This window comes from Bradyrhizobium sp. (assembly GCF_028868675.1).
Taxonomy (GTDB): Bacteria; Pseudomonadota; Alphaproteobacteria; order Rhizobiales; family Xanthobacteraceae; genus Bradyrhizobium.
In genome coordinates this window covers 26,834-42,906 of record NZ_JAGWUA010000018.1, presented here as the reverse complement: position 1 = coordinate 42,906, position 16,073 = coordinate 26,834, and the positions used below count along the sequence as shown (strand labels likewise).

General features: G+C 64.6%; 13 protein-coding genes and 1 pseudogene. 4 read left to right on the top strand and 10 right to left on the bottom strand.

The annotated features are described in order from the left end of the window. From KGM94_RS04615 to KGM94_RS04600, 4 genes and pseudogenes are all read right to left on the bottom strand, one after another. A pseudogene (locus KGM94_RS04615) lies at positions 1-518 on the bottom strand (outer membrane beta-barrel protein); the annotation flags it as partial. A 166-nt stretch (positions 519-684) separates the two neighbouring features. Next, positions 685-2,202: a tripartite tricarboxylate transporter permease gene (locus tag KGM94_RS04610; RefSeq protein WP_300255416.1), complete on the bottom strand. Its 1,518-nt coding sequence runs from the start codon at positions 2,200-2,202 to the stop codon at positions 685-687. 11 nt (positions 2,203-2,213) lie between these two features. Beyond that, positions 2,214-2,756, bottom strand: a complete 543-nt coding sequence (locus KGM94_RS04605; protein ID WP_300255414.1) for a tripartite tricarboxylate transporter TctB family protein — start codon at positions 2,754-2,756, stop codon at positions 2,214-2,216. 65 nt (positions 2,757-2,821) lie between these two features. After that, positions 2,822-3,808, bottom strand: a complete 987-nt coding sequence (locus KGM94_RS04600) for a tripartite tricarboxylate transporter substrate-binding protein (protein WP_300255412.1) — start codon at positions 3,806-3,808, stop codon at positions 2,822-2,824. Between the two features lie 327 nt (positions 3,809-4,135). Between KGM94_RS04600 and KGM94_RS04595 the strand changes: the two genes are divergently transcribed. Both KGM94_RS04595 and KGM94_RS04590 read left to right on the top strand, forming a co-directional pair. Continuing rightward, entirely contained in the window at positions 4,136-4,927 is a 792-nt protein-coding gene (locus KGM94_RS04595; RefSeq protein WP_300255410.1) for a methyltransferase domain-containing protein, read from the top strand. A 123-nt stretch (positions 4,928-5,050) separates the two neighbouring features. Continuing rightward, on the top strand, positions 5,051-6,010 hold the full coding sequence (locus KGM94_RS04590) for a hypothetical protein (protein WP_300255408.1): 960 nt from the start codon (positions 5,051-5,053) through the stop codon (positions 6,008-6,010). 1 nt (position 6,011) lies between these two features. On the opposite strand, the gene KGM94_RS04585 is transcribed toward KGM94_RS04590, so the two are convergent. From KGM94_RS04585 to KGM94_RS04575, 3 genes are all read right to left on the bottom strand, one after another. Next, entirely contained in the window at positions 6,012-7,304 is a 1,293-nt protein-coding gene (locus KGM94_RS04585) for a hypothetical protein (RefSeq protein ID WP_300255406.1), read from the bottom strand. 80 nt (positions 7,305-7,384) lie between these two features. After that, complete coding sequence (locus KGM94_RS04580; protein WP_300255404.1) at positions 7,385-8,182, bottom strand: enoyl-CoA hydratase/isomerase family protein; 798 nt, start codon at positions 8,180-8,182, stop codon at positions 7,385-7,387. A 29-nt stretch (positions 8,183-8,211) separates the two neighbouring features. Beyond that, a complete protein-coding gene (locus KGM94_RS04575; protein ID WP_300255402.1) occupies positions 8,212-9,411 on the bottom strand; it encodes an aminotransferase class V-fold PLP-dependent enzyme in 1,200 nt (399 codons plus the stop codon). Between the two features lie 254 nt (positions 9,412-9,665). On the opposite strand from KGM94_RS04575, the gene KGM94_RS04570 reads away from it, so the two are divergent. Both KGM94_RS04570 and KGM94_RS04565 read left to right on the top strand, forming a co-directional pair. Beyond that, positions 9,666-12,659: an FAD-binding and (Fe-S)-binding domain-containing protein gene (locus KGM94_RS04570; RefSeq protein ID WP_300255400.1), complete on the top strand. Its 2,994-nt coding sequence runs from the start codon at positions 9,666-9,668 to the stop codon at positions 12,657-12,659. An 11-nt stretch (positions 12,660-12,670) separates the two neighbouring features. After that, on the top strand, positions 12,671-13,099 hold the full coding sequence (locus KGM94_RS04565; protein ID WP_300255398.1) for a heme-binding protein: 429 nt from the start codon (positions 12,671-12,673) through the stop codon (positions 13,097-13,099). Positions 13,100-13,156: 57 nt separating this feature from the next. Here KGM94_RS04565 and KGM94_RS04560 read toward each other — a convergent pair whose 3' ends face one another. From KGM94_RS04560 to KGM94_RS04550, 3 genes are all read right to left on the bottom strand, one after another. Next, complete coding sequence (locus KGM94_RS04560; RefSeq protein WP_300255396.1) at positions 13,157-13,915, bottom strand: hypothetical protein; 759 nt, start codon at positions 13,913-13,915, stop codon at positions 13,157-13,159. 99 nt (positions 13,916-14,014) lie between these two features. Further along, a complete protein-coding gene (locus KGM94_RS04555) occupies positions 14,015-15,139 on the bottom strand; it encodes a hypothetical protein (protein WP_300255394.1) in 1,125 nt (374 codons plus the stop codon). A 125-nt stretch (positions 15,140-15,264) separates the two neighbouring features. Continuing rightward, positions 15,265-16,047 (bottom strand): enoyl-CoA hydratase/isomerase family protein, encoded by a 783-nt coding sequence (locus KGM94_RS04550; RefSeq protein WP_300255392.1) that lies wholly within the window; start codon positions 16,045-16,047, stop codon positions 15,265-15,267. Positions 16,048-16,073: the final 26 nt, after the last annotated feature.

Below are 16,073 nucleotides of genomic sequence, written 5' to 3'. Positions count from 1 at the left end.
TCGGTCTTCAATTCGCCATAGGCGAGACCGCCGGTCCCATACAGCAGAACGCTCGGCGTGACCAGGACACCGACGCGGCCCCGGAAGGTGCCGAACCATGTCAGCTTCTGGGTCAATGTCGAGGTGATATCGGTTCCGTTGTCATTGCACCCGACGCAGACAAGATTGCTGGAGCCCTTCTCGCCGCTTCCCTGGAAGTCGGCTTCAAGACCAAACAACCAGTTCTGCATTTGCCAATTGTAACCGATCTGGCCACCACCGATCACGCCGTTCACGTCGTTGCTCGATGTTCCCGTGAACAACGCCGCGCCCGTAGCGAAATTCGAAATGGTTTCGGTATTGCGCGCTCGGCCCCAGCTGTAGCCGACGTTGCCGCCGACATAGAATCCGGTCCAGCCATAGACTGCCGCCGCGACGGGCGGCGCCTTGACGTAGGGCCGCGCCGCCAGATCGGCAGCCATCGCACCCGACGCGAACAGCGACAAAGCCGCTGCCATCCCAACCATAATCCGCTTCATGAGAATCCCCTCAAGTCCAACCCGTGACGGCAAAATAGCCTTGTAGCGTCCCGAAAGCTGTCGCAGCCAAGCAACACCGGGAAAACAATCAACCGAAGGATGACTGCGGCAGGGAATACCGGCCGTACGGGTATACCCCTGAATCCTCAGGTGTTTTCGTCCGGGCTCAGAGCGGGGCGGGCCTCGCCCGTCGCGGCCGTCCGGCGCGGGCGAGCAGCTTTTCGATCAGCGGCCAGAACAGCAGGAGGAGCGCCAGCGTCGTGATCGAGCCGACCAGGCCGTTCGACCAGAACACCTTGAGGTCGCCGCCGGAGCCGATCATCGACAGGCGGAAGGCGTCCTCGGCGCGGTTGCCGAGCACGAGCGCGAGCGTGAACGGCGCAAGCGGAATTCCGATCTTCTTGAAGACGTAGCCGACCACGCCGAACCCCAGCATCAGCCAGATGTCGAACATGGCGTTCTGGATGGCATAGGCGCCGATCGCGCAGGACACCACGATCATCGGCGCCACCGCGGCGAACGGCACGCGCAGGATCGAGGCGAACACCGGCACGGTGGTCAGCACCAGCACGAGGCCGACGACGTTGCCGAGATACATCGAGGCGATCAGGCCCCAGACGAAATCCTTGTGCTCGACGAACAGCAGCGGACCCGGATTGAGGCCCCACACCATCAATCCACCGAGCAGGATCGCAGCCGTCCCCGAGCCGGGAATGCCGAGCGCCAGCATCGGCAGCAATGCCGAGGTGCCGGAGGCGTGCGCCGCGGTCTCCGGCGCGAACACGCCCTCGATGCGGCCCTTGCCAAAACTCTCCGGCTCCTTGGCGAAACGTTTTGCCAGATTGTAGCCCATGAACGAGGCCGCGATCGCCCCGCCCGGCGTGATGCCGAGCCAGCAGCCGATGAAGGAGGAGCGCAGAAGCGTCACCCAGTAGCGCGGCAGGTCCCGCCACACGGAGAGCACGACGCGGAGCGAAATGTGGGCGGCGTGTCCGCGCAGCGCCAGGCGCTCCTCCATCGTCAGCAGGATCTCGCTGATGCCGAACAGGCCGATCACGGCGACCAGGAAGTTGATGCCGCGCAGGAGCTCGGCGGTGCCGAAGGTCATGCGCAGCTGGCCGGAGACGGTATCCATGCCGATGCCGGCGAGCAGAAGGCCGAGCGACATCGAGATGACCGTCTTGTGCCTGGCCTCGCGGCCGAGGCCGACGAAGGAGCAGAAGGTCAGGAGATAGACCGCGAAGAACTCGGGCGGGCCGAACCTGAGCGCGAAGGAGGAGATCATCGGCGCGAGGAAGGTGATGAGCAGGACTGCGACCAGCGAGCCGATGAAGGAGGAGGTGAAGGCCGCGGTCAGCGCCTCGGCCGCCCGGCCCTGCTGCGCCATCGGATAGCCGTCGAACGTGGTCGCCACCGACCAGGCTTCGCCCGGAATGTTGAACAGGATCGAGGTGATCGCGCCGCCGAACAGCGCGCCCCAATAGATGCAGGACAGCATCACGATCGCCGAGGTCGGGTCCATCGTGAAGGTCAGCGGCAACAGGATCGCCACGCCGTTCGGGCCGCCGAGGCCCGGCAGCACGCCGACGAAGATGCCGAGCACGAGCCCGATCATCATCAGCACCAGCGTCTTGCCGGTGAGCAGCACCGCAAAACCGTGAAGCAGCAGACCGAACGCTTCCATTCGAGAACCGCCTAGCGGCCGAGGACCGCTTCGAGCGGTCCCTTCGGCATGATGACGTCGAAGGCGACGTCGAAGGTCACGAACATGATCGCGGTGAACGCGAAGGCGGTGAGCAGCGACTTCCACAGCGCGATTTTGCCGATCGCCCGCATGAAGCCGGCGATCAGCAGGAAGCTCGCGACGTAGAGGCCGAGGAACTGCGTCGCCAGGCAGAACAAGAGCGTCGGCACGAACACCGCGAGCACGCGCCGAGCCTGCGCACGCGTGACGAAGGTGTCCGAGGTGCGGTCCTGCGAGGTGAGCGCGGCGATCAGGCCGTAAAGGCTGCCGCCGGCGAGGATCACGGAGAGATAGAACGGAAAGTAGCCCGGCTCGGGTCCGGTGGAGTCCCAGGAGATGCCGGTGCGCCAATTGTCGTAGCCGAGCGTGACGGCAAGCAGCAGGAGCGCGATCGAGACGACGATCTCGACCGTTCGCGTGCCGACGAGGGACGGCGAATCCTCCTCCGGAGCAGTCGGATCCTCGACGACGATTTCAAGGTCAGTATCGGTCATGGGCTGATTTCAGAGCTGCGCGCAATCCTCTCCCTCGTCCCGCTTGCGGGGGCGAGGGGAGGCGACTACTTCGCGACAAATCCGGCTTCCGTCATCAGCGACTTGTTGAGCTGGCCGTCCTCTTCGAGGAATTTCAGCATGTCCTTGCCGGAGAGGAAGACCGGCTTCAGCGCCTGCTTCTCCATGTAGTCCTTGTATTCCGGCGTCTGCGTCACCTTCTGGAACAGCTCGACATAGAACGCCTGCTGCTCGCTCGTCACCTTGCCGGGCAGGAACATCGCCCGCAGCATCAGGTACTGGATGTCGAGCCCCTCCTCCTTGCAGGTCGGGATGTCGTGCCAGGACTGCGTCTCGGTCACCTTGCTGGTGTAGGAGATGCGCTCCTTGTCGAACACGCAGAGCGGACGGACCTGGCCCGCGCGCCACACTTCCAGGTTCTCGGACGGGTTGTTGACGTTGGATTCGGTGTGGTTGCCGACGAGCTGGGTCGCGGCCTCGCCGCCGGACTTGTAGGGCAGATAGGAGAACTTGGCGCCGGTCTTCTGCTCGAGGAACACGGTCAGCACGTGGTCCTCGCGCTTGGAGCCGGTGCCGCCCATCTTGAACGGCGCGCTCGCGGCCTTGGCTGCCTGGACGAACTCCTTCACCGTCTTGGGGCCTGCGGCATTGTCCCACAGCACGAACTGGTCGAGCGCGATCACCGAGACCGGCGTCAGTTCGCGCCAGTCGAACGGGATCTTGGCCGACAGCGGCAGCATGTAGATCAGCGAATAGGCGATCAGCACCTTGTTCGGGTCGCCCTCGCTGCTCTTCATGTACATCAGGGCTTCCGCCCCGGAGGCGCCGCCCTTGAGCGAGACCACCATCGGCTGCTTCATCAGATTGTTCTTCTGGATCGCGGCCTGCATCATCCGCGCCATCTGGTCGGAGGCACCGCCGGCACCGGCGGCAACCACGATCTCGACGGGCTTGGTCGGCTCCCAGCCGGCAGCGGCCGGGCTCACCACTAACAACGCCGCTGCAGTGCACGCGGCCTTCATCGAATTTCGCACGTGTTTCTTCCCTGTCGGTTCTCACTGGCATTGCAAATGCCAGGAGGCTTTGGGCCACATTTACGGATATCGCCGGTAAGATCAAGCCGTTATCGGCCCAGCTTGACGATGATGACTTGCCTATTCTTTCCAGCTTCCGCTGGAGCGGTCCACTGGTCCCGGTTGCCCAGGGAAAAATAACCTGGACTGCTCCAACTGCGGAAGTGACCTTTAGACGCCGCGCGGGCATATGGACCAGTGCGGCCATCTCCGGCCCTCGGCGGGCGCTTGCGAACAGCAGATCGTGAGTTGGGACGAGAACCAACGTGAGCGGCGAGGCAAAGTGCGGTGAAAGATCATTGGCGGCCCATGTTTCAAGCTTGGTCCGGCCTTGCGCGACCGGTCTCCGTCGCGTCAGAGGTGATCGCCGCGATAAAGGCCGAGGTCTCATCAATCACCGGCCGCATCCTGCTTCTCGGAACAACCGCGGGCCTCCTGCAGACCGGTCGCAATCTCACTGCCATCGATCGCAGCGCCGAGCTCGCGCAGAATGCCCGACAGTCCGCCCACGTAGCTGCCGTCGCCGGGGACTGGGCCGCGATGCCATTCTCAAAGGCATCCTTCAGCGCGTGTATCGGCGATGGCAGCTTTATCTCGCTCGACTATCCGCACCGGCTGACCAGGGTTTTGGACGAAATCGCCCGCTGCCTGACGCCTGGCGGCACTCTGGCATGCCGGGTTTTCCTGAGACCGGATGTGCCGGAGACGGTCGGCGAACTCCTGACCGCTGCGAAAGCCCACCGGCTGTCCTTCCAACACTTCAAGTTCAAGTTCGCAATGGCCGTGGCACCCGATCTTGGCAGCCATACGACGATACCTATAGCCGCACTTCCTGGGAGGTTCGACGCAGAGTTTCCCGACCGCGGGAGCCTCGCCGCGCGCACCGGCTGGGACCGCGCTGAGATCGACACCATCGACATCTATCGAGCGTCACGATCCAAATATAGCTTTCCAACCCGGACGCAGTTTCTGGATGCGCTGCCCGCCAAGCTGATCCTCCGCAAAATCAGGCCTGTGGAGGGGCATCCGTTCGGCCAGGAGTGGCCTATCGTGGTTCTCGACCGAAAGATCGACGATTAGTCGTTGCTTTTTTGTCACAGAGAGCGAACCGCAGACCCTATCGTTGCAGGAATCGCTTGATTGCCCGGATGCGTAGGGAGTTAGCTGGCCACGGAGTGCATAAGGATGAATGGGCGCACACGAGTGCACTGGCTGACCTCCACTATGCTTCATAGCGTAGTGGGCGCGTCGATGTTTTCCGGGGCGGCTTATGCCGATCCTCTGGTCTTCTCGCCCACACCAATCTCCAGCTACGCGCCGGCCGTTGACGGCCTGAATGCCAAGACCGAGGTGCTGGGCGGATCGCTTGCCAACCGGTCGCTCGCCGGTACGCAGGGCGCAGTCTCGTTTCCGCTGCGAGGTTCGCTCGGTGTCCAGCTCGACGCGGCATTTGGAAGCTTCGACCACAGCGGTTTCGGCAATGTTGCCGGCCACTTCTTCTGGCGCAATCCCGGGCAGGGGCTGTTCGGCATCTACACCAGCCACACGATCTGGGACCGGTATGGCGGTGCTTATGTCGGCCAGGTTGCGGGTGAAGGCGAGTATTATGTCGGCCGCTGGACCTTACAGGGCATAGCCGGTGTCGAATTTGGCAACCAGGTATCTACGACGAGTTCGTTCACGGCCGTCACGGCCACTCCGGGACCGACTCCCTTCGGCACTCCCGGCGTGCTCACGACCTCCACCTTCTCGTCGATGTTTGATGTACGGACCCGGTTCTTCGACCAGATCAATCTCAAATATTATCTGACGGACGACTGGGTCGGCTATGTCGGCCATCGCTATCTCGGCGGCAAGCATGCGCTGGCGCTCGGCAGCGAGTATGCATTTCCGCTCGCCAACAAGTTCAAGGCTACGGCCTTCTTCGAAGCCCGCGTCGGCGAGGGTGAGTTTCACGGTATCTGGGGCGGCCTGAAGTTCTATTTCGGTCAGAAGGACAAGCCGCTGATCGCGCGGCACCGTCAGGACGATCCGAATATCTGGAGCGCCGACACGCTGTTCAGCATCATCAACTCCCAGAGCCAATCCAGTTCGAGCAGTTCTACTCAGTTCTGCAATCCGCCCGCCTCGTTGACCAACGGATCGTGCGAGTCGGCGTTCTAGCTCAGGTCAATTGAGAGATGAACGGGTCGAGCTTGCCGCCCGGTCCCCTTGCTATCCGCTCGACTTTCACGACCGATATCTCCACGGAAGGATGCAGGTGCTCCCGGGCGTAGGCGGCAAGGCCGTCGATGTCGATGGGCTGCTCGCCGTCCGGAACATAGCGGAATTCGACGTTTTCGTAGTCGAGTTGCACGACCTGGAATTCGCGGCACGGAACGAAACCGCGCATCGCGATCTCGTTCCAGGCACGCGGCCAGACCCGCTTTCCGTCGCGAAACAGGAATGCGTGACGGGTGCGGCCGAGCACCTGCGAAAGCACCGGCAGCGAACGCCCGCAGCGGCATGGCGCGGCGTCCGCAATGGCGACATCACCGAGTTCGTATCGGATGAACGGAGTGGCATAGTTGTACAATCCGGTCACGAGGACGCGTCCGGGCTCGCCCGGCGGCACCGGACGCCCTTCGTCGTCAACGAGTTCGACCAGCGTCATTTCCGAGCATTGGTGATAGTGTTGTGCCTCCGGGCATTCGGTTGCGATGCACCCGACTTCCTCACATGAGTACATTCCGACGAGCTTGGCGCCGAGTTTTTCGGCTATCAACTCGCGGGTACCCGGAAGGATCGTCTCCGAGATCGAAAAGATCCTCTCGAATTGTAATTCTGTCCCGGAGGAGGCATAGGCGAGAGCCAGCGCGTTGGAGGGCAGCGTCATCAGGTACGGCGTCCGGTGCCGCGACAGCCATTCGATCTGGTCATCGATCGGCGTACGCATGTCGAGCCCGAAACAATCGGTGTCCGGCGCCAATTGCGACCAGCCCTTCGTGTTGTTGCCGGATGGATAGAGCGGCGGCGCCGTCTGACGATAGATCCGCAGCTGCGCAAGCGGTCGCGAGGGATTTGCGCCATGCCATAGGGCAAGCCGCGTGAAAGCCGCGTTGTAGGCAAGCATTGCCAGCGCGTTGACGGCAAACCGGAGCGGCGTGCCACCGGAGCCCGACGTAACGCGTGAGGCGACGTCCCCGAATTGCGGCGGCAGGTCGACCGCACGCATTTCCTCCGCAAACTGCGTCGCTTCCGCCCGCGTCAAGATTGGAATTTCACGCCAGCGATCGAAATCGAGGGTGCCGTCGGTCCGGACGAGGCATTTCAGACGCTCCGCGTAAAACGGAACATTGCGCCGGGCGTGCTCGACGACCTGCCTCAGCAACTCGCGCTGATAGTTCTGCAGGTGTTGCGCAGGCATGAATTGGGTCTTGCCGAGCGCATCGAGGTAGCGCTTGAACGTGTCATTCACAGGCAAGCTCCGTCGCGATCAAGTTTGCTTCACCCCAGCTTGCAAACCCGGACGTTCGCTCACTTGTCAGGGTCGAAGACCTACTTGCCCTTCCAGTTCGGCGCGCGCTTGTTCAGGAAGGCATCCATGCCCTCGCGAAAATCCTCGCTCATATAGGCCTTGAGGATCAGGTCCTCGCCCTCCTCTCGCGACAGCGTGCGGCGGATGCGGCGGACCGCCTCCTTTGTCGCTTCCAGCGTCAGCGGAGCGTGGCTTGCGACGAGTTTCGCGGTCTCGTCGGCGCGGCGCTGCAGGGTGGCGACATCGGGCACCACCTCGTTGAGCAGTCCGAGCGCGAGCGCCTCGGGTGCCTCGACGAGACGGGCCTTGAAGATCAGGTCCTTGGTCCGCGCGGGGCCGACCAGGGAGACGACGCGGCTGATGTTGGACATCGACAGGCAGTTGCCGAGCGTACGCGCGATCGGAAAGCCCATCCGCGTCGTCTCGGTCCCGATGCGGATGTCGCAGCAGGCCGCGATGCCCGCACCGCCGCCAGTACAGGCGCCGGCGATCGCCGCGATGACGGGCACGCGGCACTGCTCCAGCGTGCCGAGCACGCGGTCGATCCGCGCCTCGTAATCGAGCGCGTCCTGCGCGGTCTTGAAGGCGCGGAACTGCGAGATGTCGGTACCGGACGCAAAGGCTTTGTCGCCGGCACCGGTCAGGATCAGCGCCTTGATCGAGCGGTCGGCATTGATCTCGGTGCAGATCTCCGCCATGCGCTCGTACATGGCGAAGGTCAGCGCATTGCGCGCCTGCGGGCGGTTGAAGGTGATCCGCGCGATGCCGTCCTGGACGGAGTAGAGCAGGTCTTCGTTGTTGGTCACGGGGGCGTTCATCGCGCTTCTTTCTTCAATTCGACGACGACTCAGGCGACCGCAGCCTTGGACATCGGCACCACGTCGCGCCCCTTCAGCACCTCCATGGCCGCCAGCACGCCGCCGCTGCGGTGCGGGACCTTGGCGAGGTCGAGCCCCATCTCGACGCCCGACAGCGTGCCCATCAGCATCAGATCGTTGAAATGGCCGATATGGCCGATGCGGAACAGCTTGCCCTTGACCTTGTTCAGGCCGGTGCCGAGCGACATGTCGAAATTCTCCAGCACCACTTTCCGGAAATTGTCGGCGTCGTGGCCTTCGGGCACACGCACGCCGGTCAGCGCCGGCGAATGTGCGTTGGGATCGAGACACTGGGTCTCCAGGCCCCAGACCTTGATCGCCGCGCGGGTCGCCGCGCTGTGCCGCCTGTGGCGGGCGAACACGTTGTCGAGCCCCTCCTCCTCCAGCATCCTGACGGCCTCCCTCAGGCCCATCAGCAGATTGGTGGCGGGCGTGTAGGGGAAGGTGCCGGCCTTGTTGAAGTTGATGACCTCCTGCCAGTCCCAGTAGGAGCGCATGGCGGGATTGGCCCTGGCGACGGCCAGCGCCTTCTCCGAGACGGCGTTGAAGCCGAGCCCCGGCGGCAGCATCAGGCCCTTCTGGGAGCCCGCGACCGAGACGTCGATGCCCCAGGCGTCGTGCTCGTATTCGAGCGAGCCGAGCCCGGAGATGGTGTCGACCATCAACAGCGCGGGATGCTTGACCCGGTCGAGCAGCTTGCGCACCTCGAGCGGCGGGGTGACGCAGCCGGTCGATGTCTCGTTGTGGACGACGCAGACGGCCTTGATCTTGTGCTGCTTGTCGGCCGTGAGGCGCTGCTCCATCGCGGCGAGATCGGCGCCATGGCGCCAGTCGGTCGGGATGAAATCGACGTCGAGCTTGAATTTTTCGGCGATACCGCGCCACAGCACGGCGAACTGCCCGGTCTCGCACATCAAAACCTTGTCGCCCGGAGCCAGCACGTTGACCATTGCCGCCTCCCAGGCCCCGGTCCCGGACGAGGGATAGATGATCACAGGCTGCTTGGTGCGGAACACCCGCTGTATGGACGCCAGCACCGCGAAACCGAGTTCGGCGAATTCCGGACCGCGATGGTCGAGCGTCGGCATGTCCATGGCCCGCAACACCCGGTCGGGCACGTTGGTCGGTCCCGGAATCTGGAGAAAATGCCTTCCAGTGTGCACGGTCATGGGCGTCCTTCCCGGTCTCTGATCAGGTGTCTTGTCAGGCGTCTTTGTCTTGAGCTTTCCGAGCCTGGTCCCCGGGCCCGGTCCATGGGCCCTGAGGAGCCGCTCGAATATCACCATTCGTCCGCCTTGTCCCCCGCCCGGCGGAGCCCGTCAATGCGCCGGAAGCAGGGCTTCGCCTTCCCAAGGCAGGGCTTCGCTTGCCAAGAACGACCAGGCTAGGCAAGACGTTCACGGCGAACAGGTGAGGATGATCCATGGCGGCTGGCGCGGCCGGAAAGTCGAGAGAATCGGCCCGAAACGGCGGCCTTGCGGCGCGGTTGGTCCGTGAGATTACGGGCGAGGTGCTGTTCGATTCCTTCAGCCGGGGCCGCTACGCCACCGACGCCTCGTTCTACCAGATCATGCCGGAGGCGGTGGTGGTGCCCCGCAGCATGGACGAGGCGCTGCGGACCCTTTCGATCGCCCGCGACGAGGGGCGGATCGTCACCCCGCGCGGCGGTGGCACCTCGCAGTGCGGCCAGACCATCAACGGCGGCATCGTCCTCGACGTCTCCAAGCACCTCAACCGCGTCCTGTCGCTCGACCTCGACAAGCGGACCTGCGTCGTCGAGCCCGGCATCGTGCTCGACGATCTCAATCGCCAGCTCAAAAGGCACGGCCTCTGGTTCCCGGTCGACGTCTCCACCGCCTCGCGCGCCACCATCGGCGGCATGGCCGGCAACAATTCCTGCGGCGGCCGGTCGCTGCGCTACGGCACCATGCGCGACAACACGCTGTCGATGGAGGCGGCGCTCGCGGATGGCACGCTCTTGCAGTTCGGCGAAGTGCCGCGCGACCTCGCCCAGGTCAACGCGTCGGACGGCGCGCTCGCACTGTTCCGCGACATGCTCGATCTCGGCGCGCGCGAGGCAGCCGAGATCGCGGCAAGGTTCCCGAAGGTGCAGCGCCGGGTCGGCGGCTACAATCTCGATGCACTGGTTCCGCGCAATGCGCCCAACAACATGGCGCATCTCTTGGTCGGGTCCGAGGGAACGCTCGCCTTCACCACCAAGGTCGAGTTGAAGCTGTGGCCGGTGATCCGCAACAAGGTGCTCGGGGTCTGCCATTTCGGCAGCTTCTACGAGGCGATGGATGCCGCCCAGCACCTCGTCAAGCTCAGGCCGATCGCGGTCGAACTGGTCGACCGCACCATGATCGCGCTCGGCCGCGACATCACGATGTTCAGATCGGTCATCTCTACGGCCATCCAGGGCGATCCGGACGCCGTACTGGTGGTGGAGTTCGCCGAAGAGGACCAGGCGGAGAACTTGCGGCGCCTGCAGCAGCTCTCCGAATTGATGGGCGATCTCGGCTTCGCGTGGGGCAACGAGCGGCGCAAATGGGGCGGCGTGGTGGAGATCACCGAGCCGGCATTGCAGAGCGGCATCGCCGATTTCCGCGCCGCCGGCCTCAACGTCATGATGTCGATGAAGCAGGAGGGCAAGCCGGTCTCCTTCGTCGAGGACTGCGCAGTGCCGCTGCCGCATCTCGCCGACTACACCGCACGGCTGAACGAGGTCTTCGCCAGGCACGGCACCAGCGGCACGATGTATGCGCACGCCTCGGAAGGCTGCCTGCACGTGCGCCCCGTCCTGAACCTCAAGCTCGACAAGGACGTGCGCGCGATGCGTGCCATCGCCGAGGAGGCCTTTGCGCTGGTGCGGGAATACAAGGGCTCGCATTCCGGCGAGCACGGCGACGGCCTGGTGCGCTCGGAATTCCATGAGGCGATGTTCGGCGAGCGGCTCGTCGCCGACTTCAGGGAGGTGAAGAAGCGCTTCGATACCGAGAACATCCTCAATCCCGGCAAGATCGTCGACGCGCCCAAGATGGACGACCGCTCGCTGTTCCGCTACCGGCCGGACTATCGCGTGCCTGAACTGAAGACCGCGTTCGACTGGTCCGCCTGGCCCGGCGCCGGCGGCGGTTTCCAGGGCGCGGTCGAGATGTGCAACAACAACGGCGCCTGCCGCAAGCTCGAAGGCGGCGTGATGTGCCCGTCCTATCGCGCGACGCGGAACGAGAAGGACGTCACGCGCGGCCGCGCCAACACGCTGCGGCTCGCGATCTCCGGCCAGCTCGGGCCCGACGCGCTGTCGTCCGACGAGATGATGGAGACGATGAAGCTTTGCGTCTCCTGCAAGGCCTGCCGCCATGAATGCCCCGTCGGCGTCGACATGGCGAAGATGAAGATCGAGGTGCTGGCGGCGCGCGTCGCCGCGCGCGGGTTGTCGCTGCGCGACCGCCTGGTCGGCTATCTCCCGCGCTACGCCGGCCTTGCCGCGCGCCTTGCGCCGCTTGCGAACCTGCGTAACCGGAGTCCGCTGTTGCGAAGACTGTTCGAGCGGTTTGCCGGCGTCAGCGCGCGCCGCACGCTGCCCGCGTTCCGGCGCGACGTATTCGCGCCGCCCGCTGAAGCGGTCGGGCCCGCGGAGGGCCGCGAGGTCGTGCTGTTCGCCGACACCTTCAACCGCATCTACGAGCGCGAAAACCTCGACGCCGCGCTGCGCGTGCTGCTGGCGGCCGGCTATCGCGTGCACCTGCCGAAGCCGGCGAGCGGAAGGCGGCCGCTGTGCTGCGGCCGCACGTTCCTGTCCGCCGGACTGGTCGACGAGGCCCGCGCCGAGCTCGACCGCCTGGTCGCGGCTTTCGCGCCGTTCGCCGCCCGCGGCGTGCCGATCGTCGGCCTCGAGCCGAGCTGCCTGCTGACGCTGCGCGACGAACTGCTATCGTTGCGCAGGGACGGCGACGCCTCCAGCGTCAGCGCCCACGCCCTCACCTTCGAAGAGTTCCTGGCGCGCGAGGCCGAAGCCGGACGGCTGCAACTGCCGCTCGGCGCGATCGCGGAAAAAGCCCTCGTGCATGGTCATTGCCACCAAAAGTCCTTCGGCGCCTTAAGGCCGGTCGAGCAGGTGCTGCGCCTGATCCCGGACCTCAAGGTCGAGGCCATCGAATCGAGCTGTTGCGGCATGGCCGGCGCCTTCGGCTACGGCGCCGACACCTATGACGCCTCGATCGAGATGGCCGAGCTGTCGCTGCTGCCGGCGGTGCGGCGCGCCGATCCGGCGACGCTGCTGGTCGCCGACGGCACCTCCTGCCGGCACCAGATCGCAGACGGCGCGCAGCGCGAGGCGCTGCATGTCGCACGCCTGCTGGCGAGGAGCCTCGATGCCGCCAAACCCCGTTCAATGACTTCATCCAGACCATAAGGAATTCAGAGATGGCCGAACTCACCCTCGACACTGCCCGCAAGATCCTCGACGCCGCCCTGGTCAAGGCCGGGCAGCTCAAATTGAAGCCGCTCGTCGTCGCCATCCTCGACGCCCGCGGCGCGGTCAAGCTGACGGCCGCGCAGGACGGCACCAGCCTGATGCGGGCCGAGATCGCACACGGCAAGGCCTATGGCGCGCTCGCCATGGGGATGGGCTCGCGTGCGCTGTTCCAGCGGGCGCAGGAGCAGGCCTATTTCATCGACGCCGTGAACACGCTCGCCAAGGGCGCGCTGATCCCCGTGCCCGGCGGCGTCCTGGTCATGGACGGCACCGCCCTGCTCGGCGCCGTCGGCGTGTCCGGCGACACCTCCGACAATGACGAGGCCTGCGCGGTGGCCGGCATCGAGGCCGCGGGGCTGAAAGCGAACGCGGGGTGATGCGCGCGGATATTTGGAACTAATTCGGGCCGTCGTCTTTGCGCGGCCCGCGCACAATCAGAAGCCGACGTGCTCGTTCTTGTAGAACGTGTTCAGGATGGTGATGCGCGGCTGACTGGTCTCGATCTTCGGACGGCCGTGCCAGCTCATCCTGGTCAGCGAGTGGTACGCCTTCAGGACCACGAACGCGTACCCGACATTGGGCAGGAACGGGATGGTCTTCACCGGCTCGAGGCAGTAGGAGCCGACGTGGAACAGGCCCTTCAGCGACGCCTGGTAAAGCGTGGTCCCCAGCGCCTCCTGGCTGTCGTCGGTCGGACAGTAGAGCTGCATCGTCACGACCTTCTTGCGGGTGTCCGGATGCGGCTTGATCTGGTAGCCGTCGGTGTCGCGGTAGACCACCGGTTTTGCGACCAGCGTCACGTCGGCGGCGCCGGGCAGCTTGTCGCCGTGGGCGCGAATCTCGAGCCCGTCACGCAGCTTGTTCCGGATCGCCTGCTCGACCTCCCTGGAGGTCAACATCGCCGATACCGCCGCCCATGCCGGCCGCAAGGCCGGCTCGATCTTGTCGACGTTCTCGCCGTAGAGCCGCAGCGCCATGCGGGTCCCGGTGCCGGTGATCGGATCGTAGCCCTGGGTCGGGACATGGCGCACCAGATCGCGATAGAAATCCGCCGGGAAGAAATCGCGAAACACGATATGGGGGAAAGGCGCGGAGAAATGGTCCGCAGCCTCGATGCTGGCAACCGCATGAGCGATGAGTTCATCGGCCAGATCGGACTTGGCTACCTCGGCAACCTCTGCAAGCGCGGCCATCGGCACACCTCAAGACGCCACGAAATCGAACTTGATAATCACCCGCACTAGTAACCGCTTTTTCGCGGAAACAAAAGCACGCATTCGCCGCGCGCGCGGCTAGAACGGCCGCACGATGCCGACGCGCGGGTACAGCGTCACGATCCAGCCGAAGACGTTGGTCGTACGGTCCTCCGACGGGATGGGCGGCGTTTGCCGCGCGGCCGGCAGCATCCTGACCACGTGCAGGATCAGGAACATGCACACCGCCCAGTTCGACATCCAGCGCGAATAGTCGAACACGATGGCGAACATCACGAGATAGGCGAGGCTGACCCCGACCAGCGCCGCGACGACGAGACGGCGGTGCGTTTCGCTCGCGAGCGCGCGGATAGACTCCGCAAAGTAACGCCACAGCGGCGTATGCAGCCAGATCAGCAGCGCGAAGACGGGAACGCCGAGAATGTTCGAGGGCATGCGCGCCCAGGTGTCCGCAATCTCCTTCGACAGCGGCTGATACCAGATGTAGCTGAAGCTCAGCAGGTTGGTGCGGGAGGGATCGGCCATCCTGCCCTTCAGGTACTGCACGAAATCGGCCTCCGGGATCGGCATCGTGCCCCAGAACTGCGCCGCGAAGAACAGCGCGCCGACGCTGGCCACGGACAAAATTCCGATCGTCAGGTTCAGGCGATTGAGGCCGTGAACGAGATAGTGCCTGGCCGCCACGATGACGATGATCGTCGGTACATACATCAAGAGATGGATGTGGTGGATCAGGATCAGGATCACCGAGAACAGCGCCGCCAGCACGACGAACAGGACCGAGCGCGCGGGCACGAGCAGCAGCACGATCGCGAGCAGGCAGCCATAGATGTCGAAATGGCCGAGCGAGTGCATGAAGTTCTTGAAGAAGAACGGCGATCCCGCAATGAACGTGAACAACGGCATATTGCGATCGGCGAAGCCGAACGTCCTGCGGAAGAGCTCGACGAACAACCCGAGCGTCAGGAGCCACACCGCGCCGCCGAGCGCGAACACCAGCCACACCGGCACCTTCGCCGTGAACAGCCCGACGAGAGCCCCGATCAGCGCCCGCTTGATGAAGCCGAACTGGTAGTTCACCAGCAGATGGATGTAGGGAACGTAGGGCTGCAGGAATATCTTGTGGATGAAGACTCCGGCCACCACGACGGCGTTGACGGCCAGCATCAGCCGCCACGGGTTCTGCGCGATGGATGCCCTCACGCCACACCCGGATGAGATGGAATGTGTGTCACTGCCGCCCCGGTCAAGCCAAGCGCGGCGAACATAGGTGCAAACGGCGCCTCGGGCAAATCAGCGGCCACCGCGCAGAAGCGCAGGGCCTCCCCCTACCGCCCCGGCCAGGACGGCTTGCGCTTCTCGCTGAAGGCGCGCATGCCTTCCTTGGCGTCCTCGGTCATCGCCAAGAGCGCGATCTGGCTTTCGGTGTAGGCGATGCTCTCGTCGAACGACATCGAGGCGATGGCGCGCATGGCATATTTGCCGCGCCTGATCGCGGTCGGCGACTTGTCGACGAGGCGGCCGACCAGCCAGTCGACCTTGGCGTCGAGCTCGGCGGCCGGCACGACGTGGTTGAGCAGGCCCGCCGCCTGCGCGGCCCTGGCGTCGAACGGCTCGCCGGTGAGCGCCCATTCGTTGACGAGGCGCGGCGGCGCAATCCGCTGCAACAGGCTCAGCACCTGCATCGGGAACACGCCGACCTTCACCTCGGGCAGGCCGAAGATGACGTTATCGGCGGCGACCGCCATGTCGGTCATGCACAACAGGCCCATGCCTCCGGCCATGCAGACGCCGCCAACGCGGGCAATCGCGGGTTTCGTCGCATTCTGCGACAGCCGCAGGAGGTCGGCATAGTCGACATTGGGCCGGGAGAAATCGAACGCGAAGGCCGCGCCGGAATTTTGCAGGTCGGCGCCGGCGCAAAACGCCTTGTCGCCGGCGCCGGTCAGCACGATGACGCGGACGTCCCTGTCGTCATGCGCGTCGCGATAGCCCCTGGCGATGCCCGCGATCACCTCGCCGTTCAGCGCGTTGCGCTTCTCGGGACGATTGATGGTGATCCAGAACGCCTGTCCGCGCTTTTCGGTGATGACGCCCGTGGTATCGGTCATGGCTCGCTTGCTCCGTTTGGAGCAGC